This is a genomic window from Streptomyces sp. CBMA123, assembly GCF_014596465.1.
In the GTDB taxonomy this organism is placed as follows: domain Bacteria; phylum Actinomycetota; class Actinomycetes; order Streptomycetales; family Streptomycetaceae; genus Kitasatospora.
Genome location: NZ_MECK01000468.1, coordinates 24,211 through 45,546, shown reverse-complemented (window position 1 = coordinate 45,546; position 21,336 = coordinate 24,211). Strand labels below are relative to the sequence as shown.

At 70.5% G+C, this 21,336-nt stretch carries 19 protein-coding genes, 3 tRNA genes and 1 pseudogene; 20 read left to right on the top strand and 3 right to left on the bottom strand.

The annotated features are described in order from the left end of the window. A pseudogene (locus BG452_RS34515) lies at positions 1–700 on the bottom strand (hydrolase); the annotation flags it as partial. A 262-nt stretch (positions 701–962) separates the two neighbouring features. Between BG452_RS34515 and BG452_RS34510 the strand changes: the two are divergent. From BG452_RS34510 to BG452_RS34475, 8 genes are all read left to right on the top strand, one after another. Beyond that, positions 963–1,035 (top strand) — tRNA-Thr (locus BG452_RS34510). A 43-nt stretch (positions 1,036–1,078) separates the two neighbouring features. Beyond that, positions 1,079–1,151, top strand: a tRNA-Met gene (locus tag BG452_RS34505). Positions 1,152–1,234: 83 nt separating this feature from the next. Next, a complete protein-coding gene (gene rpmG / locus BG452_RS34500; RefSeq protein WP_006604855.1) occupies positions 1,235–1,399 on the top strand; it encodes a 50S ribosomal protein L33 in 165 nt (54 codons plus the stop codon). A gap of 142 nt (positions 1,400–1,541) precedes the next feature. Beyond that, positions 1,542–2,000 carry a MaoC family dehydratase N-terminal domain-containing protein gene (locus BG452_RS34495; protein ID WP_188308290.1) on the top strand — a complete coding sequence of 153 codons (459 nt, stop codon included), beginning with the start codon at positions 1,542–1,544 and terminating at the stop codon, positions 1,998–2,000. A 5-nt stretch (positions 2,001–2,005) separates the two neighbouring features. Continuing rightward, positions 2,006–2,428 (top strand): MaoC family dehydratase, encoded by a 423-nt coding sequence (locus BG452_RS34490; RefSeq protein WP_188308289.1) that lies wholly within the window; start codon positions 2,006–2,008, stop codon positions 2,426–2,428. 145 nt (positions 2,429–2,573) lie between these two features. Further along, the gene (locus tag BG452_RS34485) at positions 2,574–3,116 is read left to right on the top strand and encodes a TetR/AcrR family transcriptional regulator (RefSeq protein WP_188308292.1); all 543 of its coding nucleotides are present in this window, start codon (positions 2,574–2,576) and stop codon (positions 3,114–3,116) included. Positions 3,117–3,355: 239 nt separating this feature from the next. Beyond that, entirely contained in the window at positions 3,356–4,873 is a 1,518-nt protein-coding gene (locus tag BG452_RS34480) for an MFS transporter (protein WP_411293068.1), read from the top strand. 62 nt (positions 4,874–4,935) lie between these two features. After that, positions 4,936–5,979, top strand: a complete 1,044-nt coding sequence (locus BG452_RS34475; protein WP_188308287.1) for a UDP-N-acetylmuramate dehydrogenase — start codon at positions 4,936–4,938, stop codon at positions 5,977–5,979. A gap of 15 nt (positions 5,980–5,994) precedes the next feature. Here the strand turns inward: BG452_RS34475 and BG452_RS34470 are convergent, their stop codons facing one another. Beyond that, entirely contained in the window at positions 5,995–7,050 is a 1,056-nt protein-coding gene (locus BG452_RS34470) for an adenosine deaminase (RefSeq protein WP_188308286.1), read from the bottom strand. Positions 7,051–7,190: 140 nt separating this feature from the next. Further along, positions 7,191–8,438 (bottom strand): pyridoxal phosphate-dependent aminotransferase, encoded by a 1,248-nt coding sequence (locus BG452_RS34465; protein ID WP_188308285.1) that lies wholly within the window; start codon positions 8,436–8,438, stop codon positions 7,191–7,193. A 286-nt stretch (positions 8,439–8,724) separates the two neighbouring features. Between BG452_RS34465 and BG452_RS34460 the strand changes: the two genes are divergently transcribed. From BG452_RS34460 to rpoB, 12 genes are all read left to right on the top strand, one after another. Continuing rightward, a tRNA-Trp gene (locus tag BG452_RS34460) sits at positions 8,725–8,797 on the top strand. Between the two features lie 150 nt (positions 8,798–8,947). After that, positions 8,948–9,274 carry a preprotein translocase subunit SecE gene (gene secE / locus BG452_RS34455; protein ID WP_188308284.1) on the top strand — a complete coding sequence of 109 codons (327 nt, stop codon included), beginning with the start codon at positions 8,948–8,950 and terminating at the stop codon, positions 9,272–9,274. Positions 9,275–9,482: 208 nt separating this feature from the next. After that, positions 9,483–10,385, top strand: coding sequence for a transcription termination/antitermination protein NusG (gene nusG, locus BG452_RS34450; RefSeq protein WP_188308283.1), 903 nt, complete (start codon positions 9,483–9,485; stop codon positions 10,383–10,385). A 164-nt stretch (positions 10,386–10,549) separates the two neighbouring features. Continuing rightward, on the top strand, positions 10,550–10,984 hold the full coding sequence (gene rplK, locus BG452_RS34445; RefSeq protein ID WP_188308282.1) for a 50S ribosomal protein L11: 435 nt from the start codon (positions 10,550–10,552) through the stop codon (positions 10,982–10,984). A 76-nt stretch (positions 10,985–11,060) separates the two neighbouring features. Further along, on the top strand, positions 11,061–11,783 hold the full coding sequence (gene rplA, locus BG452_RS34440) for a 50S ribosomal protein L1 (protein ID WP_188308281.1): 723 nt from the start codon (positions 11,061–11,063) through the stop codon (positions 11,781–11,783). A 197-nt stretch (positions 11,784–11,980) separates the two neighbouring features. Further along, on the top strand, positions 11,981–12,763 hold the full coding sequence (locus BG452_RS34435) for a hypothetical protein (RefSeq protein WP_188308280.1): 783 nt from the start codon (positions 11,981–11,983) through the stop codon (positions 12,761–12,763). A gap of 104 nt (positions 12,764–12,867) precedes the next feature. Continuing rightward, entirely contained in the window at positions 12,868–13,713 is an 846-nt protein-coding gene (locus BG452_RS34430) for a hypothetical protein (RefSeq protein WP_188308279.1), read from the top strand. A 105-nt stretch (positions 13,714–13,818) separates the two neighbouring features. Next, the gene (locus BG452_RS34425) at positions 13,819–14,760 is read left to right on the top strand and encodes a hypothetical protein (protein WP_188308278.1); all 942 of its coding nucleotides are present in this window, start codon (positions 13,819–13,821) and stop codon (positions 14,758–14,760) included. 134 nt (positions 14,761–14,894) lie between these two features. Then, complete coding sequence (locus BG452_RS34420; RefSeq protein ID WP_188308277.1) at positions 14,895–15,773, top strand: hypothetical protein; 879 nt, start codon at positions 14,895–14,897, stop codon at positions 15,771–15,773. A 359-nt stretch (positions 15,774–16,132) separates the two neighbouring features. Beyond that, entirely contained in the window at positions 16,133–16,696 is a 564-nt protein-coding gene (gene rplJ / locus BG452_RS34415; protein WP_188308276.1) for a 50S ribosomal protein L10, read from the top strand. Between the two features lie 90 nt (positions 16,697–16,786). Next, positions 16,787–17,170 (top strand): 50S ribosomal protein L7/L12, encoded by a 384-nt coding sequence (gene rplL / locus BG452_RS34410; protein ID WP_188308275.1) that lies wholly within the window; start codon positions 16,787–16,789, stop codon positions 17,168–17,170. 685 nt (positions 17,171–17,855) lie between these two features. Beyond that, on the top strand, positions 17,856–21,332 hold the full coding sequence (gene rpoB, locus BG452_RS34405) for a DNA-directed RNA polymerase subunit beta (RefSeq protein ID WP_188308274.1): 3,477 nt from the start codon (positions 17,856–17,858) through the stop codon (positions 21,330–21,332). Positions 21,333–21,336: the final 4 nt, after the last annotated feature.

Here is a 21,336-nt window from a genome sequence, read left to right as displayed (position 1 = left end):
GTTGGGCCGCGTCCGCGGCGGTGGTGTGCAGGTCCACCGGGCAGTCCGCGTCCCGGGCGGCCTCCAGCAGCAGCTGTACGTACCCGGCCGGGTCCGGGTCCAGCTCCGGGCAGCCGCCGGCCGCGGTGGCGCCCAGCTTGAGGGCCTCGCGCAGCTGGGCGCGCCCGTCCGCGCCGGCCCGGCCGGTGAGCAGCCGGGGCATCGCCACCGCCTGGAGTTCGGCCAGGCCCCGCAGTGCCTGGCGGGCGGTGAGCACCGCCTCCAGCGGGCGCAGCCCGTGCACGTCGCCGATCCGTACGTGGGTGCGCTGGGCGGTGGCGCCGTAGCCGAGCGAGGTGAGCGCGGCCTCGGTGACCCGGCGGGTGAGGTCGGCGGGGGTGTCCGGCGGCGGGGCGGGCAGGGCGGCGGAGAAGGCGGAGTCGTAGTGGGCGTGCGCCTCGGCGGGGGCCGGGAGCAGCAGGTAGCCCTTGAGGTCGATCCGGGCGCCGGTGGTGACGGTGGGGGTGCCGGGCAGGGCGGGCAGTGGGCCGAGGCTGCCGACGGTGCCGACCGCCTGGATCCGGTCGCCGCTGATCCGGACGTCCACCACCCGCCCGTCGGCCAGTCGGGCTCCGGTGAGCAGCAGGACCGGGCCGTGCCCGAGCGGGTTGGCCGCCGGGCCGGGCCCTGAGTTCGGCCCGTCGGCGGCTGCGCTGTCCATCGCCGGCTCCTTCTCGCGCTGGCCAGTGGGCCCAGTGGGGGGATCGGCCGGTGCCCCGGCCAATGAGCGTCGAGCCTATGGCGCACGGGGGCGGGGTGCCGGGAGGCAAGCAATAGTCGTATCGGCTCGGGGCGCCCGGCTTCGGGGGCGATCGAACGCCCGGCCTTGGATCGTCCGTCCGTGCACCGCGCCGACCTGCGGTCTTCGCCTCGGGATACGGATTTCACCTCTGGGCGCGGAACGTGTAATCTCTTCCTCGTTCGCCCCTATAGCTCAGTCGGTAGAGCGTCTCCATGGTAAGGAGAAGGTCTGCGGTTCGATTCCGCATGGGGGCTCTGGTGAAAGGCAGTCAGCTTCGGCTGTGCTGCTGATCACTGTGGCGGTGTAGCTCAGTTGGTAGAGCAAGCGGCTCATAATCGCTGTGTCACCGGTTCAAGTCCGGTCACCGCTACCCCGCGTAGTCGGTCGGGAGATCGCACTCCCGGTCGGCTACTCTTGTTGTGTTCTTATTCGTTGTCCAAGGAAGGCACTCCCGTGGCTGCCACCGACGTCCGCCCGAAGATCACGCTGGCCTGCGTGGAGTGCAAGGAGCGGAACTACATCACCAAGAAGAACCGGCGTAATGACCCGGACCGTCTTGAGATGAAGAAGCACTGCCCCCGCTGCAACTCGCACACCGCTCACCGCGAGACCCGCTGACCCTGTCGCAGGGCGCCGGGCCTGTGTGAATCAGGTCTTCGACTCCGGGCCGCATCCCTCAACAGGGGGTGTGGCCCGGAGTCTTTTTCGTATCCGTCCGTGTTTCCATCCCGCGTTTCCATCCGCGTTCCGAGGAGCTGCCATGGCGCTCGACCCCTCCTTCATCGGGCGTAGTTACCCGCCCACCGAGCCGTACGAGGTCGGCCGGGAGAAGATCCGCGAGTTCGCGGTCGCGATCGGGGACGCCAACCCGGCGTACACCGACGCGGAGGCCGCGAAGGCGCTGGGCCACCGGGACGTGATCGCCCCGCCGACCTTCCCGTTCGCGATCGCCTTCCAGGCGGCCGGCCAGGTCGTCGAGGACCCGGAGCTGGGCCTCGACTACAGCCGGGTGGTGCACGGTGACCAGAAGTTCCGCTACAGCCGCCCGGTGCAGGCCGGCGACCGGCTGACGGTCGCGGTGACCATCGACAACATCAAGTCGCTGGCGGGCAACGACGTGCTCACCGTGCGCGGCGAGGTGGCGGACGAGAGCGGCGAGCACGTGGTGACGGCGATCATGACGCTGGTGGCCCGGGCCGCCGACGAGACGGGGGAGTGAGCGCGATGGCGATCGACTACGACGAGGTCGAGGTCGGCACCGAGCTGCCGGCGCAGTCCTTCCCGGTGACCCGCGCCACACTGGTGCGCTACGCGGGCGCCTCCGGCGACTTCAACCCGATCCACTGGAACGAGAAGTTCGCGCTGGAGGTCGGTCTGCCGGACGTCATCGCGCACGGCATGTTCACCATGGCCGAGGCGATCCGGGTGGTCACCGACTGGGTCGGCGACCCGGCCGCGGTGGTCGAGTACGGCGTGCGCTTCACCCGGCCGGTGCCGGTGCCGAACGACGGGGTCGGCGCGGTGATCGAGGTCTCGGCCAAGGTCGCCAAGAAGCTGGACGACCGCAAGGTGCAGGTCGACCTGCTGGCCACCTCGGGCGGGCAGAAGGTGCTGGGGATGTCCCGGGCGGTCGTCCGGCTCGCCTGAGTCACCCGCTTTCCGGCGCGGACCGCCCGGCAGCCCGTTCCGCGGGCCGCCGGGCGGTCCGTCGTTCGGGGCGGTTCGGGCGAAGGCCTTGCGGAGATAGTGATTGGTCACTAACTTTGATCCCGTGGCGAAGACGAGCATGCGGATGAGTGCGGAGGAGCGGCGCGAGAGCGTCATCCGGGCCGCGATGATCGAGTTCGCCAGGAACGGCTACCGGGGGACGTCCACCGAGGCGATCGCCCGCCGGGTGGGCGTCTCGCAACCGTACCTGTTCCGGCTGTTTCCGGGCAAGCAGGCGATCTTCACGGCCGCCGCCGAGCGCTGCATCGAGGAGACCTGGAAGGTCTTCGACGTGGCGTCGGCCGGGCTGACCGGCGAGGAGGCCGCCGCCAAGATGTCCGAGGCGTACATGGGCCTGGTCGAGGACGGTGAGCAGCTCATGATGCAGATGCAGCTCTACGTCTCGGTGTTCGCCTCCCGGATGGCCGGCGAGGACGAGATCGGCGAGACCGCCCGGCGGCTGTGGGGGGAGCTGTTCGAGCGGGTCCGGGAGCGGGTCGGCGGCGATGTGCAGGGAACCACGGAGTTCTTCGCCTACGGGATGCTGATCAACACGCTGGTGGCGTTGGGCTTCCCCCGGGAGCACCGGATCTGGGACGGCTTCGGCGAGCACGAGGAAGCCGAGTAGCGGGTCGCACGGCGGAGTCCGTGCGGCCTTTTCTCGGCCCGTGAAAGTTAGTGATCAATAACTATTCAGGAACCCTGGGGGACGTCATGACGGAGAAAACGGCGGAGAACACAGCCGGGAGCACGACCGGGAAGGCGATATCGACGGCGGCCGGGGCCTCGGCCGCCGTCGCGACGGAGAAGCCGGGCCTCGGCCGCACCGGCGTCTGGACCCTGGTGATCACCGCCCTCGCGGGCTTCATGGCCGCGCTGGACAACCTGGTCGTCACCACCGCGCTGCCGTCCATCCGCGAGGAGCTCGGCGGCGGACTGTCCGACCTGGAGTGGACGGTCAGCGCCTACACCCTCTCCTTCGCCGTGCTGCTGATGTTCGGCGCGGCGCTCGGCGACCGCTTCGGCCGCCGCCGGATGTTCCTGATCGGGCTCACGCTCTTCACCGCCGGCTCGGCCGCGGCGGCGCTCTCGCCCGGCATCGGCGAGCTGATCGCCGCCCGCGCCGTCCAGGGCGTCGGGGCCGCGGTGTCGATGCCGCTCACCCTCACCCTGCTGACCGCCGCCATCCCGGCGGCCAAGCGCGGGATGGCCTTCGGCATCTGGGCAGGCGTCAACGGCCTGGCCATCGCCACCGGCCCGCTGGTCGGCGGCACCCTGACCGAGAACTTCTCCTGGCAGTGGATCTTCTGGGTGAACGTCCCGGTCGGCATCGTGCTGGTGCCGCTGGCCGCCCTGAAGCTGCGTGAGAGCCGGGGCGCCAACCCGGCCCTGGACGTGGTCGGCACCGTCCTGGTCAGCCTCGGCCTGTTCGGCGTGGTGCTCGGCCTGATCCGCGGCAACCCGGACGGCTGGACCAGCCCGCTGGTGCTGGCCGCGCTGGCCGGCGGCGTGGTGCTGCTGATCGCCTTCGTGCGGTACGAGCAGCGCGGTGCCCGGCACCCGATGCTGCCGATGCGGCTGTTCCGCAACCGGACGTTCACCGCCGTCAACGCCTCCGGCCTGCTGATGTCCCTCGGGATGTTCGGCTCGATCTTCCTGATCAGCCAGCACCTGCAGACCGTCGGCGGCTACACCCCGGAGGAGGCCGGCATCCGGATGCTCCCGTGGACCGGGGTCGGGCTGATCGTCGCGCCGCTCGCCGGCATCCTGGCCGACCGCTTCGGCGGCCGGCTGATCGTGGTCCTCGGACTGGTGCTGCAGGGCGTCGGCCTGGCGCTGTACGCGGCGATCAACGCCGGACTCGGGCACTACGCGTACGGCCCGGTGGTGCCCGCCGTGGTGATGTGCGGGATCGGCATGTCGATGTACTTCGCGCCGACCGCCGCGATGGTGATGGACAGCGTCCGGCCCGAGGAGCAGGGCATCGCCTCCGGGGCCAACAACGCGCTGCGCGAGGTCGGCGGCGCGCTCGGGGTGGCCGTGCTGGCGGCGGTCTTCTCCGAGCAGGGCGGCGACGGCTCGGTCGGGACCTTCGTGGACGCGATGGTGCCCGCGCTGTACGTCGGCGCCGCGGTGGTGCTGGCGGCCGGGGCCTGCGCGCTGCTGCTGCCGAGCCGGTCGAAGCCGGTCGGGTCGGTTGGGTCGGTCGAGTCGGTCGAGTCGGTCGCGGTGGTCGAAGCCGAGCAGGCCGCGGCGATCGAGCGGGCCGTCGAGGCCGAGGAAGCGGCGGCGGGCGTCACGGCGGGCGTGGCGGCCGGCCAGGACGGGGCGGTCACCGGGCCCGAGGACGGGCAGCCCGTCCCGGTCGAGGCCGCGAAGGCCTGAACGGCGGGCGCGGGTCACGGGGGCGGCCGGGCGGTTGCCCCCGTCCCCGTACGCTGGTGGGCGTGCTGGTAGAAAACGACGCCCCCCTCGCCCCGCTGACCACGCTCCGGCTCGGCGGCCCGGCCCGCCGGCTGGTGACCGCCCACACCGACGACGAGGTGATCGCCGCCGTCCGCGAGGCCGACGCGGCCGGCGAGCCGCTGCTGGTCCTCGGCGGCGGCTCCAACCTGGTGATCGGCGACGCCGGCTTCCCCGGCACGGTGCTGCGGATCGCCACCACCGGCTTCGCCATGGCGGGCACGGTGCTGGAACTGGCGGCCGGCGAGGTGTGGTCGGAGGCGGTCGCCCGTACGGTGCGCGAGCACGGCCTGGCCGGGATCGAGTTCCTGGCCGGCATCCCCGGCTCGGCCGGCGCGACCCCGGTGCAGAACGTCGGCGCGTACGGCCAGGAGGTGGCCCAGACGGTCACCGAGGTGGTCGCGTACGACCGCACGGCGGGCGAGGTGGTCACGCTCGACAACGCCGGCTGCCGCTTCTCCTACCGGCACAGCCGCTTCAAGGCCGAGCCGGACCGCTACGTGGTGCTGCGGGTGCGGTTCGCGCTGGCGGACCACGCGGGGCTCTCCACCCCGGTCAAGTACGCGGAGGTGGCCAGGCACTTCGGCGTCGAGCAGGGCGAGCGGGTGCCGCTGGCCGAGGCGTACGAGGCGGTGCTGGGGCTGCGTTCCGGCAAGGGCATGGTGCTGGACCCGGCGGACCACGACACCTGGTCGGCCGGCTCCTTCTTCACCAACCCGGTGCTCACGGCGGCGCAGTACGAGTCCTTCCGTACCCGCCCGGGGGCCGAGAACGCCCCCGCCTATCCGGCCCCGGAGGGCTGTACCAAGACCTCGGCGGCCTGGCTGATCGACCGGGCGGGCTTCGGCAAGGGCTACGGCGACGGCCCGGCGACGCTCTCCACCAAGCACACCCTGGCGCTCACCAACCGCGGCGCGGCCACCGCCGAGGACCTGCTGGCCCTGGCCCGGGAGATCCGGGACGGGGTCCGCGAGGCCTTCGGGGTGGAGCTGGTGAACGAGCCCGTGATGGTGGGCGTCAAGCTCTAGGTCCGTCTTCGGACCCTAGGCGGTGCTCCCGGCCGGCACCGGGGTGCCCACCAGCCAGGCGTCGATGTCCGCCAGCAGCTCCTTGCGGACGGCCTCCGGCGCGCACGAGCCGCGCACCGACTGCCGTGCCAGCTCGGCGAGTTCGGCGTCGCTGAAGCCCAGGGCGTCCCGGGCCAGGTCGTACTGGGCGGCCAGCCGGCTGCCGAACAGCAGCGGGTCGTCCGCGCCGAGCGCCAGCGGCACCCCGGCGTCGAACAGCCGGCGCAGCGGCACCTCCTCGGGGCGCTCGTAGACGCCGAGCGAGACGTTGGAGGCCGGGCAGACCTCGCAGGTGATCTGGCGGTCCGCCAGCCGGGCCATCAGCCTGGGGTCCTCGGCGGCCCGGACGCCGTGGCCGATCCGGCCGGCGCCCAGGTCGTCCAGGCAGTCCCGGACGGACTCCGGGCCGGCCAGTTCGCCGCCGTGCGGGGCGGCCAGCAGCCCGCCCTTGCGGGCGATCTCGAAGGCCCGGTCGAAGTCCCGGGCCAGGCCGCGGCGCTCGTCGTTGGAGAGGCCGAAGCCGACAACACCGTGGTCGGCGTAGCGGACGGCGAGCCGGGCGAGCGTCCGGGCGTCCATCGGGGACTTCATCCGGTTCGCCGCGACCAGCACCCGGATGCCCACCCCGGTGGCCGCCGCGGCGTGCTCCACCGCGTCCAGGATCAGCTCCAGCGCGGGGATCAGTCCGCCGAGCCGGGGCGCGTAGGAGGTCGGGTCGACCTGGATCTCCAGCCAGCGGGAGCCCTCCCGCCGCTCGTCCTGGGCGGTCTCCAGGACCAGCCGCCGGATGTCCGACTCGTCCCGGAGCACCGAGCGGGCGGTGTCGTAGAGACGCTGGAAGCGGAACCAGCCGCGCTCGTCGGTGGCGCGCAGTTTGGGCGGCTCGGCGGAGCTGAGGGCCTCCGGCAGCCGGACGCCGTGCTTGTCGGCCAGCTCCAGGAGGGTGGCGGGCCGCATCGAGCCGGTGAAGTGCAGGTGCAGGTGGGCCTTCGGGAGGCCCCTGACGTCTCGCGGGTTCAACAGGCGTTCCATTCGCCGATACTGCCGTATCCGACCCCCAAACGGGAACCGCCCCCTTTCCGTCCCCCGAAGGGGTGAAAGAGGGCGGTGCGGCCATGCGCCCGCTCGCCGGTGCGGCGGGTGAATCCCGGGTGCCGGGTTGACCGGTGAGGTCAGTCGCGGGCCTCGCCGAGCAGCTTCTGGACCCGGCCGACGCCCTCGATCAGGTCGGCGTCACCGAGCGCGTAGGAGAGCCGCAGGTAGCCGGGGGTGCCGAAGGCCTCGCCCGGGACGACCGCGACCTCGGCCTCGTCCAGGATCAGGGTGGCCAGCTCGCCGGAGGTCTGCGGGCGCCTGCCGCGGATCTCCTTGCCCAGCAGGCCCTTGACCGACGGGTAGACGTAGAACGCGCCCTCGGGCTCGGGGCACAGGACGCCCTCGATCTCGTTGAGCATCCGCACGATGGTCTTGCGGCGGCGGTCGAAGGCCTCCCGCATCTCGGCCACGGCGTCCAGGTCGCCCGCGACGGCGGCCAGCGCGGCGCGCTGGGCGACGTTGGAGACGTTGGAGGTCGCGTGCGACTGCAGGTTGGTCGCGGCCTTGATCACGTCCTTGGGGCCGATCACCCAGCCCACCCGCCAGCCGGTCATCGCGTAGGTCTTGGCGACGCCGTTGACGACGATGCACTTGTCGGCCAGCTCGGGCAGCAGGGCCGGCAGCGAGGTGAAGGTCGCGTCGCCGTAGACCAGGTGCTCGTAGATCTCGTCGGTGAGCACCCACAGGCCGTGCTCCAGCGCCCAGCGGCCGATCGCCTCGGCCTCGGCCTTGGTGTACACCGCGCCGGTCGGGTTGGACGGCGAGACGAACAGCACCACCTTGGAGTTCTCGGTGCGGGCGGCCTCCAGCTGCTCGACCGAGACCTTGTAGCCGGTGGTCTCGTCGGAGAGGACCTCCACCGGGACGCCGCCGGCCAGCTGGACCGACTCCGGGTAGGTGGTCCAGTACGGGGCCGGGATGATGACCTCGTCGCCCGGGTCGAGGATCGCGGCGAAGGCCTCGTAGATCGCCTGCTTGCCACCGTTGGTGACCAGCACCTGGGAGGCGTCCACCTGGTAGCCGGAGTCGCGCAGCGTCTTGGCGGCGATCGCGGCCTTCAGCTCGGGCAGGCCACCCGCCGGGGTGTAGCGGTGGTTCTTCGGGTCGCGGCAGGCTTCGACGGCCGCCTCGACGATGTAGTCCGGCGTGGGGAAGTCGGGCTCGCCGGCTCCGAAGCCGATCACCGGCCGGCCGGCGGCCTTGAGGGCCTTGGCCTTGGCGTCCACGGCGAGGGTCGCGGACTCGGCGATCGCGCCGATCCGGGCGGAGACCCGGCGGTCGGCGGGGCGGATGGACTGGTCGGGCTGCGGGGTGGAAGCGCTCATGCCTGCATCGTCGCAGAATCGGGACGGACCGGGCAGGGCGGTTTCATCATCCGTACGGCTCCGTCCGCATCGCGGTCCCCGGCGATCCGCCGGTGACCGCCCCACCGGGCCGGAGATCCGCCGGGCGGTCGTCGGCTCCGGAAGAAGAGGTTCGACCAAACACCCCTCGACCACGTACACTCGCTCCTCGACGGCCCACCGGAAAAGACCGGAGCTTTCACCGCCTGTACAGACAGCGGGGGGAGATGCGGTAGGTTGGTCGCCACCAGGAGCCGCGAGGTTCTGTAGGGCAATAGCTCAATTGGTAGAGCACCGGTCTCCAAAACCGGCGGTTGGGGGTTCGAGTCCCTCTTGCCCTGCTGCTTGACCCGTATTCAGCCCGTTCGCTCCACAGAGCGAGCGGGCTTGATGCGGAGAGGGCACCGATCAGCACCGCTTAAGCCGACCGCTCGTGCCTGAAACGGGTACGCAGGTGATGTTCGGCCGGACCCGGATTCAGGTGAGGACGAGTGACGGAGACCACGGGCTCCACCGCAACGCCTGAGAGCGGCAACCCCGAGGGGGCCGACGGCGCTGCCGAGACCACGTCTGCCGAGGGCGACAAGAAGTCCGGCAAGCAGAAGAAGTCCGGCAAGCGGGCCAAGATGGGTCCGTTCGCGCGGATGGGCCTCTTCTACCGCCAGATCATCGCCGAGCTGCGCAAGGTCGTCTGGCCCACTCGGAGCGAGCTCACCAACTACACCACGGTCGTGGTGACCTTCGTCGTGGTCATGATGGGCTTCGTCGCCGGCCTCGACTACGGCCTCTCCAAGCTGAGCTTCCTCGTCTTCGGCTGATCGAGCCCGCACCTCCGAACCACCCCCCCGACCCGGGCCGAATCATCGGTCCGGGTCGAGCTGTCGGCGGCGGACGTACGCGCGCGTACCGTGGACTCGGTACTGTTGAAGTCTCCGAGACCTCTCCTGGCGCCCGCGCGAGCGGCCGCGCGCCGGTCCGGTTTCGGAGCGCGCCACCTTCACCATCTCCAGGAAAGAAGCAGCCACCGTGTCTGAGTCCCCCCTGTACGACGCCGACGAGACCGTCCGCGAGGCGGATGTCGCCGCCGAGCTGGACGCGGCCGAGCTGGCTGACGACACCGAGTCCGCCGAGCAGATCGTCGACGCCGCGGACGGCGACGAGGACGAGGTCGAGGCGTACGACGAGGCCGAGGCGGGTGAGCCGGCCGAGGAGGCCGCTCTGCACGTGGAGGGCGAGGAGGAGCCCGTCGCCGAGGAGTCGGCCGACGAGGAGCCCGCCGAGGACGAGACCGCTGAGGACGAGGCCGCCGAGGAGGAGGCCGAGGTCGACCCGGTCGCCAAGTTCCGCGAGGACCTGCGCTTCATGCCGGGTGAGTGGTACGTGATCCACACCTACGCCGGCTACGAGAACCGGGTGAAGCAGAACCTGGAGCAGCGCGCCGTCTCGCTGAACGTCGAGGAGTACATCTTCCAGGCCGAGGTGCCGCAGGAGGAGGTCGTCCAGATCAAGAACGGCGACCGCAAGACCATCCGCCAGAACAAGCTCCCCGGCTACGTCCTGGTGCGCATGGACCTCACTCCCGAGTCCTGGGGCGTCGTGCGCAACACCCCCGGTGTCACCGGCTTCGTGGGCAACGCCTACGACCCGTACCCGCTGACCCTGGACGAGGTCGTCAAGATGCTCGCCCCGGACGTCGAGCGCCAGGCGGCCAAGGAGGCCGGCAAGCCCTCGCCGGTCAAGCCCAGCGAGATCCAGGTCCTGGACTTCGAGGTCGGCGACTCGGTCACCGTCACCGACGGCCCGTTCGCGACCCTCCAGGCGACCATCAACGAGATCAACCCGGACTCGAAGAAGGTCAAGGGCCTGGTCGAGATCTTCGGCCGGGAGACCCCGGTCGAGCTCTCCTTCGACCAGATCCAGAAGAACTAGTCCCACGGTCTTCGGATTCGGGGCAGGGCTGAGGCCCTGCCCCGAATCCGTTTTGGTCCAGCGGCGCGGACGCGTTAGCCTGGTCTGATGTGTGTGCTGGCGGCCGGGAGTCGCCCCGGTTCCGCACGCACCAGCAATCACCTCTCGGAAGGACCCGGAGAGACATGCCTCCCAAGAAGAAGAAGATCACGGGGCTTATCAAGCTCCAGATCAACGCCGGTGCGGCCAACCCGGCGCCGCCGGTCGGCCCCGCGCTGGGCCAGCACGGCGTCAACATCATGGAGTTCTGCAAGGCCTACAACGCTGCGACCGAGTCGCAGCGCGGCATGATCGTGCCGGTGGAGATCACGGTCTACGACGACCGTTCCTTCACCTTCATCACGAAGACGCCGCCGGCCGCGCGCCTCATCCTGAAGGCTGCGGGCGTCGACAAGGGCTCCAGCGAGCCGCACAAGACCAAGGTCGCCAAGCTCACGAGCGCCCAGGTCCGCGAGATCGCCACGACCAAGATGCCCGACCTGAACGCCAACGACCTGGACGCCGCGGCGAAGATCATCGCCGGCACCGCCCGGTCGATGGGCATCACCGTCGAGGGCTGACAGCCCCTTCGTCCTCTGTGGTAGGGCCCGCGCAGGCCCGGGACACCACAACTCCATTCACCATTCAGGAGCAGCTATGAAGCGCAGCAAGGCCCTGAAGGCCGCGGACGCCCAGGTCGACCGCGAGCGCCTTTACGCCCCCCTCGAGGCCGTCCGCCTCGCCAAGGCGACCAGCACCACCAAGTTCGACGGCACCGTCGAGGTCGCCATGCGTCTGGGCGTCGACCCGCGCAAGGCCGACCAGATGGTCCGCAGCACCGTGATCCTCCCGCACGGCACCGGTAAGACCGCTCGGGTCCTGGTCTTCGCGACCGGCGAGCGTGCCGAGGCCGCGCGTGCTGCGGGCGCCGACATCGTCGGCTCCGACGAGCTCATCGACGAGGTCGCCAAGGGCCGCCTCGACTTCGACGCCGTCGTCGCCACCCCGGACCTCATGGGCAAGGTCGGCCGCCTGGGCCGCGTGCTCGGTCCCCGTGGCCTGATGCCGAACCCGAAGACCGGCACCGTGACCCCGGACGTGGCCAAGGCCGTGAACGAGATCAAGGGCGGCAAGATCGAGTTCCGCGTCGACAAGCACTCGAACCTGCACTTCATCATCGGTAAGGCCTCCTTCACCGACGAGCAGCTGGTCGAGAACTACGCCGCCGCGCTGGACGAGGTGCTCCGCGCCAAGCCGTCCGCCGCCAAGGGCCGCTACATCAAGAAGACCGCGTTCTCGACCACCATGGGCCCCGGCATCCAGGTGGACCCGAGCCGCACCCGCAACCTCCTCACCGAGGAGGACCCGGCCGCGGTCTGAGCCCCAGTGCTCTAGAGCTGTCCGCACGGCGGGCCCGTACCCCCTTCACCGGGGGTGCGGGCCCGCCGTCGTTCGTTCTCCGGGGCCGCCCGAACGGTTGCCGGATCGGGACACGGAGGAATGGGAACGCGTGCCCGAGTCGTCGTACGCTCTGCCGGTCAGATCATGTGGAGAACCTGTGACCGCCGGAGTGTGCCGTGCCGCCCGCCCTTCGCCCCGCCGCGCTCGCGGCGGCCCTGCTGCTGCTCGGCGCCTCCACCGGATGCAGCGTGCTGGCCGCCCCGGGCACCCGCGTTCCCGGTGCGCCGGCGCCGATCCCGCCCAAGCAGGTGGTGCTCGCGGCCGCCCAGGCCCTGGACGACACCGGCGGCGCCCGGATCGACCTGGTACGGGAGGGCCCGGACGGCCGCCGCACCGCCGACGGCACCCTGGTCTGGGGCGACCGGGACGAGGCCGCGCTGACCGTCACCGACGAACTGGGCACCGCGCGGCTGGCCCTCCGGGACGGCGGGCTCGACCTCGCCTACCAGGGGGGCGCGGCCAAGCACGCGGAACGCGCCACCGCGGAGTCGCTCGACCCGGCGGCCGGCACCGACCCGGCCGGCTACGCGGGCGGCTGGATGACCGCGCTGGTCACCAATCCGGGCAGCCGGGCGTACGCGATGGCGCAGACCGACCGGCTCGGCTCGCTCGGCGGCGAGCAGCTCGACGGGACGACCGTCGCGCACTACCGGGGCACCGCCCCGGTGGCCGACTACTTCGGCGCGGACCGGGAGTTGACCCCCCAGCAGCTGGCCGTGGTGGTCGGCTGGTACCGGCAGCGCGGGGTCACCGAGATCGGCTACGACGTCTGGGTCGGCCCCGGTCAGCGGCTGCTGAGGCTGCGTGAGAGCGCCCGGGGAAGCGCCGGAACCACGGTGACCACAACGGATGTCTCAGCCGCCGGGGAGGGGGAGACGACACCCGCCGCCGCCGGGTGACGGGAGCGGGATATCCGGTGCGGGCCGGACTTGGCGATCCGTTAGAGTCCGGCTGAGAAGAAGCTGAGGATCGGCTCTTCCGAAGAACTTACGGGGGTACCTCCATGCGTGCTGTCCGCCTCGCCTCGACCGTCGCGACCGCCGCCGTCCTGCTGGCCGCCCTCACCGCCTGCGGCAGCAAGGGCGGCGACAGCAAGGCCACCGCCAACGACGCCAAGGACGCCGGCGCGGCCGCCGCCGCGGCCGGGCTGAGCGCGGACCCGAAGGCCGCGCTCGCCGCCGCCGCCCTGGTGATGCAGAAGGCCGGCAACGGCAAGGTCGCCATGACCTCGCCGGACGCCTCCAGCCCGGGCGGCAGCGGCACCGCCGACTGGAAGGACCCGGGCAAGGTCGCCCTGGACGTGGCCAGCGACATGGACGGCAAGAAGCTCAAGATCCGGGTGATCGGGGCGGACGCCTACGTCGGCGGCGACGACGCCACGACCGCGGCCCTGCAGGGCAAGCACTGGGTCAAGGTGCCCTCCTCGGAGGAGATGGGCGGCGCCTTCGTGGTGATGGGCCAGATGATGAACCCGGTCGCCCAGCTCACCATCGCGGCCGGCAGCGGCAAGCTCAGCAAGGTCGGCCAGGAGAGCGTGGACGGCGTCCAGACCACCCACCTGCGGGCGGTCGAGGACACCGCCACCCTGGTGGCCGGGATGACCTCGCTGACGGCCGAGCAGCGCCAGTCCGTCCAGAAGACGCTGGAGGAGGACGGCAAGACCCTCACCATCGACTTCTGGCTGAACGGCAAGCAGGAGCTCGTCAAGTACCAGGAGTACGGCGACACCAACGGCGAGCAGAAGGCCGTCACCGTCAAGTACTCCGACCTCGGCAAGGGCACCAAGATCGAGGCGCCCGCCGCGGGCGACCTCGGCTCCCAGGCCGACCTCCTCAAGCTGTTCGGCTGATCCGGCCGAACGCTCGAACCGGAGCCCCGCCGGCTCCACCCGCCGCAACACCGGCTACCACCCCGGGCGCGTCGCGCGCCCGGGGGTTCTCAAGGGGGGAACACCATGGCTGGAACCCAGAAGACCGCCGTCGCCGTCGTCCTCGCCGCTCTGGCGCTGACCGCGACCGCCTGCGACAACAACGACTCCGGCGGCAAGAACGCCGCCCCGGCCGCGCCGGCCGGTGCCGCCGCCGCGACCTCCGCCGCCGCCCCGGCCGCCCCGCCGGCCAAGGTGAGCCCGGCGGTCTTCCTGGAGCAGGTCACCAAGAAGACCGGCGCCGCCAAGTCGGCCAAGGTCGCCGAGGAGATCACGATCGGCTCCGTCTCGATGAAGGCCGGCGGCGCGCTGGCCTGGGGCGACGGTCTCCAGGGCGACATGACGATGGACATGTCCGGCACCCCGGGCGCCGAGAAGATGGCCGGCAGCATCGGTGGCACGGCGTTCGTGTACCGGTTCGTCCAGGACGGCATGTACATGAAGCTCGGTGGCGACGCCCTGAAGGCCTCCGACGGGCGGCACTGGGTGCACGTCGGCTACGACGACATGGCCAAGCTGCAGGGCGGTGCCGGCGGCGCGGGCAGCGCCGACCAGCTGAAGAAGGCCGACCCGGTGGAGGCGGTGCGCTCGGTGATCGCCTCCGGCAGCGTGACCGAGGTCGGCCAGGAGACGGTGAACGGCACGCCGGCCACCCACTACACCGGCACCTTGAAGGTGTCCGACCTGGCCGCGGCCAACGCCAACCAGCTGACCCCGGAGCAGCTCGACCACGTGAAGAAGTCGATGACCGCCGCGGGGGTCACCAGCGAGACCGTCGACATCTGGGTGGACGCCGACCAGCTGGTGCTCAAGCAGGCCGCGCAGGCCGACACCAAGGCCGGCGCGATGAAGTTCGCCGTCACCTACTCCGACTACGGCACCCCGGTCGCCACGACCGCGCCGGCCAAGTCCGACACGATCGAGATCGCCGAGCTGGCGCAGCTCGGCAAGAACGCCGCCGGCAGCTGACCCGGCTGCCCGGTCCGGTGCCCGACTCGTCCGTCCCGGTGGACGGGCCGGGCCCGGTGGGGCTCGGCCAGGGGGCCGCCACCGGCCGAGCCCGGTCCGGATGGCAAGGTGGCCCGGTGAGAGAGGAACGGACGATGGCGGGACGGCAGCGGCTGGCGGCACTGGCCGTCGTCGCCGTGCTCGCGGGCGGGCTGACCGGCTGCGGCGGGGGCGAGGACGCGCCCGCCTCGCCGTCCACCGGCTCCAGCGCGAGCAGCGCCCCCGCGACCGCCGCCACCCCGACCGGGCCGGCCAAGCCCACCGACCGCTCGCCGCACGGGGTGCTGCTCTCCGCCCAGCTGGCCATGCAGACCGCCCGCCGGGCCAAGGTCAGCTACCGGCTGGGCGCGGACGCCGGGTCCGGTCCGCTGTTCTGGTCGCCCAAGACGGCGCTGCAGATCAAGCGCTCCACCCCGGGCGACGCCGAACAGCTGATCGTCGTGGACACCGTCGCCTACCAGGGCGGCGACGCCGCCACCGCGGCCAAGCACGGCGGCAAGCACTGGGAGCGCTTCTCCGTCCCGCCCGACCCGGACGGCCACAAGGACGTCCCGTACGCGGGGCTGATCGACCTGCTGAACCCGGTCGAGGCGCTGGCCGCGGCCACCGCCGACGGGGTCGACCCGGCCTTCGTCGGCGAGGAGAAGTACGAGGACTCGACGGTCGAGCACTACCGGGTGACCACCACCGCCGAGCGGTACGCGGCCGCCCAGACCCAGCTGACCCAGTCCCGCCGGGACGGCCTGCGGGCCGCACTGGCCCCCGGCGGCTCGATCTCGCTCACCGTGGACCTCTGGCTGAACGACAAGGACCAGCTGGTCCGGCTCCAGCGCACCGGCAACGGGGACAGCGGCCGGGCGGACGACTCGGTGCTCTACGCCGACCTCGCCGGTCCGCTGCTCTCGGCCCAGGCCCCGGCCGAGACGGACACCGTGGACACCGGGGTCCGGACGGTCTCCCCGCTGGCCCGCTGAGCCCGGTCCGGGCCCGGCGGTTCACCCGTCCGAGGGCGATTTGCTTCGTACGGACGGGTCCGGTTACTGTTGCGGAAGCCAAAGACCGCTGGTTGTCGCCCCGCCCCCGTCAGGGAGTTGGGTGGCCGAAGGATCTGCGATTCGTCGCAGGCAGCCCGCGCAGGTGTGTCTGGAGCTTCGACTTCCGGGTGCCGCGTTCGCGCGAATGCCCGTTGAGGTCGTTTCGAGCCCCGTGCGCCTGCGCACCGGGGCTCATTGCATTTCGCAAGGGCTTTCCTTCCGTCCGGCCGGTTCGAGGCGTGAATGGTCGACTTTCGCGGTCGGCCGGACTTCGACATCACGGAAGGAGGCGTAAGCCTATGGCCAGGCCCGACAAGGCTGCCGCCGTCGCCGAGATCACGGACAAGTTCCGTGGCTCCTCCGCGGCGCTGCTCACCGAGTACCGCGGTCTCTCGGTGAAGCAGGTCAAGACTCTGCGTCGCTCGCTCGGCGAGAACGCCGAGTACGCCGTGGTGAAGAACACGCTGACCAAGATCGCGGCCAATGAGGCCGGGATCTCCGAGCTCGACGACCTGTTCAACGGTCCGACGGCTGTTGCCTTCGTCACCGGTGACCCGGTGGAGTCGGCGAAGGCTCTGCGTGACTTCGCCAAGGAGAACCCCGCTCTCATCATCAAGGGCGGTGTCCTTGACGGTAAGGCGCTGTCCGCCGATGAGATCAAGAAGCTCGCGGACCTCGAGTCCCGCGAGGTGCTGCTCGCCAAGCTGGCGGGTGCCCTGAAGGCCAAGCAGTCCCAGGCTGCCGCGCTCTTCCAGGCCCTGCCGTCGAAGCTCGTCCGCACTGTGGACGCGCTGCGCGACAAGGTCGAGCAGGGCGGTGCCGGTACGCCGGCTCCCGCCGCCGAGGACGAGGCCGCCGAGTAATTCGGCAGGCTCACGCCTCGCTGCGGGCCCGTACGCCCGCCAACCCGTACATCCGGCACCACCTGCCGATTTAGTGGAAGGACGCCAATCATGGCGAAGCTGACCCAGGACGAGCTGCTCGCGCAGTTCGAGGAGCTCACCCTCATCGAGCTCGCTGCCTTCGTGAAGGCCTTCGAGGACAAGTTCGACGTCACCGCTGCCGCTCCGGTCGCCGTTGCCGGCATCGCCGGTCCGGGCGCCGTGGCCGAGGCCGTTGAGGAGCAGGACGAGTTCGACGTCATCCTCGACGGTGCCGGCGACAAGAAGATCCAGGTCATCAAGGAGGTGCGCACCCTGACCTCCCTCGGCCTGAAGGAGGCCAAGGACCTCGTTGACACCGCTGGTGCCAAGGTCCTGGAGAAGGTTGCCAAGGACGTTGCCGAGAAGGCCAAGGCCGCCCTCGAGGGTGCCGGCGCCAAGGTCACCGTCAAGTGACTTCTCGCCCCCTCTGAGGGGGCCTGAGGCCGGGCCGATCACCCATGCGGGTGGTCGGCCCGGCCTTTTGCGTTCCGGGGGCCGGCGGCCTTCGCCCGCCCGGACCAGCGAGGCCACCGGAGTGGCCGATTGCCCACTCGGTACTGTCGGCCACGAGGAGTATGGTGATCACCGTCATCGACGGTGGCCCCCACCACGGCTTCTGTAACGCGGAGGGGCTTCGGTCCGATGAACGGGTCGAGGTCCGCCCCCGTCGGCGGGCCCTTGACGAACCCGGCGAGGCGCGCGATTCTCAAGGCGCGAGTCCGCCCCGGTTGGTCTGCTGCTGGATGCATAACCAGCGGCTCCGGCGGGAAATGACTCCACGTGAGTTAGAGCAGTACCCGGTGGGCGTCCGCGCCCCCGGCTACCGGGAGGAGTCTCCGATTCGGTTTCCGAATCAGAGCTGGACAGCAGTGTGGCCTTTGGCTACACTGTCCCTTTGCGCTGCCTGTTAGCTGCTCCGTGACTCGTCGCCCGGAGTTTGCGTTGCCCTGAAGGGGTCTGGCACCGCCTCCGCAAAGCGGCTCTGACCTGGGGTTTCGACCCCGGCGGAGGCCAGTGGCGAGGGAGACGGAATCCAGGCTCAAGCAGGCCCGGCTGGTACGCGCGTAGTGAGCTCCGAGCCCTCGGAAGGACCCCCCTCTTGGCCGCGCCGCGCAACGCCTCGAACAATTCCGCCGCATCCACCGCCCCGCTCCGCGTCTCGTTCGCGAAGATCAAGGAGCCCCTCGAGGTCCCCAACCTCCTGGCCCTGCAGACCGAGAGCTTTGACTGGCTGCTCGGCAACGCGGCCTGGAAGTCCCGGGTCGAGCAGGCGTTGGAGTCTGGTCAGGACGTCCCCACCAAGTCCGGTCTGGAGGAGATCTTCGAGGAGATCTCCCCGATCGAGGACTTCAGCGGGTCGATGTCCCTGACCTTCCGCGACCACCGTTTCGAGCCGCCGAAGAACTCGATTGACGAGTGCAAGGACCGCGACTTCACGTTCGCGGCTCCGCTCTTCGTCACGGCCGAGTTCACCAACAACGAGACCGGTGAGATCAAGTCTCAGACGGTCTTCATGGGCGACTTCCCGCTCATGACCCACAAGGGCACGTTCGTGATCAACGGCACCGAGCGTGTCGTCGTGTCGCAGCTCGTCCGCTCTCCGGGCGTGTACTTCGACTCCACCCTGGACAAGGTGTCCGACAAGGACATCTACTCCTGCAAGGTCATCCCCTCGCGTGGTGCCTGGCTGGAGATGGAGATCGACAAGCGCGACATGGTCGGCGTCCGCATCGACCGCAAGCGCAAGCAGTCCGTCACCGTGCTGCTGAAGGCTCTCGGCTGGACCAACGAGATGATTCTCGAGGAGTTCGGCGAGTACGAGTCCATGCGCAACACCCTGGAGAAGGACCACACCCAGGGCCAGGACGACGCGCTGCTGGACATCTACCGCAAGCTGCGTCCGGGCGAGCCGCCCACGCGCGAGGCCGCGCAGACGCTTCTGGAGAACCTGTACTTCAACCCGAAGCGCTACGACCTGGCCAAGGTCGGCCGGTACAAGCTCAACCGCAAGCTGGGCAACGCCGAGTCCCTGGACTCCGGCGTGCTCACCGAGCCCGACATCATCGGTGCGATCAAGTACCTGGTGAAGCTGCACGCGGGCGAGACCGAGTGGCGTGACGAGACCGGCCGCGACATCGTGGTCGAGGTCGACGACATCGACCACTTCGGCAACCGCCGCCTGCGCAACGTCGGCGAGCTCATCCAGAACCAGGTCCGTACGGGTCTCGCCCGTATGGAGCGCGTCGTGCGCGAGCGCATGACCACCCAGGACGTCGAGGCGATCACGCCGCAGACCCTGATCAACATCCGGCCGGTCGTCGCCTCCATCAAGGAGTTCTTCGGCACCAGCCAGCTGTCGCAGTTCATGGACCAGACGAACCCGCTGTCGGGCCTGACCCACAAGCGTCGTCTGTCCGCCCTCGGTCCCGGTGGTCTCTCCCGTGAGCGCGCCGGCTTCGAGGTCCGTGACGTGCACCCCTCGCACTACGGCCGCATGTGTCCGATCGAGACCCCGGAAGGCCCGAACATCGGTCTGATCGGGTCGCTGGCCTCGTACGGCCGGGTCAACGCCTTCGGCTTCATCGAGACCCCGTACCGCAAGGTCGTCGACGGTGTCGTCACCGAGAAGGTGGACTACCTCACCGCCGACGAGGAGGACCGCTACGTCATCGCCCAGGCGAACGCCCCGCTGACCGCGGACCTGCACTTCGCCGAGCCGCGTGTCCTGGTCCGCCGCCGTGGTGGCGAGATCGACTACATCCCGGGCTCCGAGATCGACTACATGGACGTCTCGCCGCGCCAGATGGTGTCGGTCGCGACCGCCATGATCCCGTTCCTCGAGCACGACGACGCCAACCGCGCGCTCATGGGCTCGAACATGATGCGCCAGGCGGTGCCGCTGCTGAAGAGCGAGGCCCCGCTGGTCGGTACCGGCATGGAGTACCGCTGCGCCGTCGACGCCGCCGACGTCATCACCGCCGAGAAGTCGGGCGTGGTGCAGGAGGTCTCGGCCGACTACGTCACCGTGGCCAACGACGACGGCACGTACACCACGTACCGCGCCGCCAAGTTCACCCGCTCCAACCAGGGCACCGCCTTCAACCAGAAGGTGCTCGTGGACGAGGGCGCCCGGGTCGAGGTCAACCAGGTGCTGGCCGACGGCCCGTGCACCGACGAGGGCGAGATGGCCCTCGGCAAGAACCTGCTCGTGGCGTTCATGTCGTGGGAGGGTCACAACTACGAGGACGCGATCATCCTGTCGCAGCGCCTCGTGCAGGACGACGTCCTCTCCTCGATCCACATCGAGGAGCACGAGGTCGACGCCCGTGACACCAAGCTCGGCCCCGAGGAGATCACCCGGGACATCCCGAACGTCTCCGAGGAGGTCCTCGCGGACCTGGACGAGCGCGGCATCATCCGGATCGGCGCCGACGTCGTCACCGGTGACATCCTCGTCGGCAAGGTCACCCCGAAGGGTGAGACCGAGCTGACCCCCGAGGAGCGCCTGCTCCGCGCGATCTTCGGCGAGAAGGCCCGTGAGGTCCGCGACACCTCGCTGAAGGTCCCGCACGGTGAGTCCGGCAAGGTCATCGGCGTCCGCGTCTTCGACCGCGAAGAGGGCGACGAGCTGCCCCCGGGCGTGAACCAGCTGGTCCGCGTCTACGTGGCCCAGAAGCGCAAGATCACCAACGGTGACAAGCTCGCCGGCCGTCACGGCAACAAGGGCGTCATCTCGAAGATCCTGCCGGTCGAGGACATGCCGTTCCTGGAGGACGGCACCCCGGTCGACATCATCCTCAACCCGCTGGGTGTCCCGTCCCGAATGAACCCGGGACAGGTCCTGGAGATCCACCTCGGGTGGCTCGCCAAGCAGGGCTGGGACGTCTCCGGTCTCGCCGACGAGTGGGCCCAGCGCCTGCAGGCGATCGGCGCCGACCAGGTCGAGGGCGGCACCAACCTCGCCACCCCGGTCTTCGACGGCGCCCGCGAGGACGAGATCACCGGCCTGCTGGACAACACCACCCTCACCCGTGACGGTGAGCGCCTGGTGAACTCCACCGGCAAGGCCCGCCTGTTCGACGGCCGCTCCGGCGAGCCGTTCCCGATGCCGGTCTCGGTCGGCTACATGTACATCCTCAAGCTGCACCACCTGGTCGACGACAAGCTGCACGCCCGTTCGACCGGTCCGTACTCGATGATCACCCAGCAGCCGCTCGGTGGTAAGGCGCAGTTCGGTGGTCAGCGCTTCGGTGAGATGGAGGTGTGGGCCCTCGAGGCGTACGGCGCTGCGTACGCCCTGCAGGAGCTGCTCACCATCAAGTCCGACGACGTGCTCGGCCGCGTGAAGGTCTACGAGGCCATCGTCAAGGGCGAGAACATCCCCGAGCCCGGCATTCCCGAGTCCTTCAAGGTTCTCATCAAGGAAATGCAGTCGCTCTGCCTCAACGTGGAGGTGCTGTCCTCGGACGGCCAGTCCATCGAGATGCGGGACTCCGACGAGGACGTCTTCCGCGCCGCCGAGGAGCTCGGCATCGACCTGTCCCGGCGCGAGCCGAGCAGCGTCGAAGAGGTCTGACGGA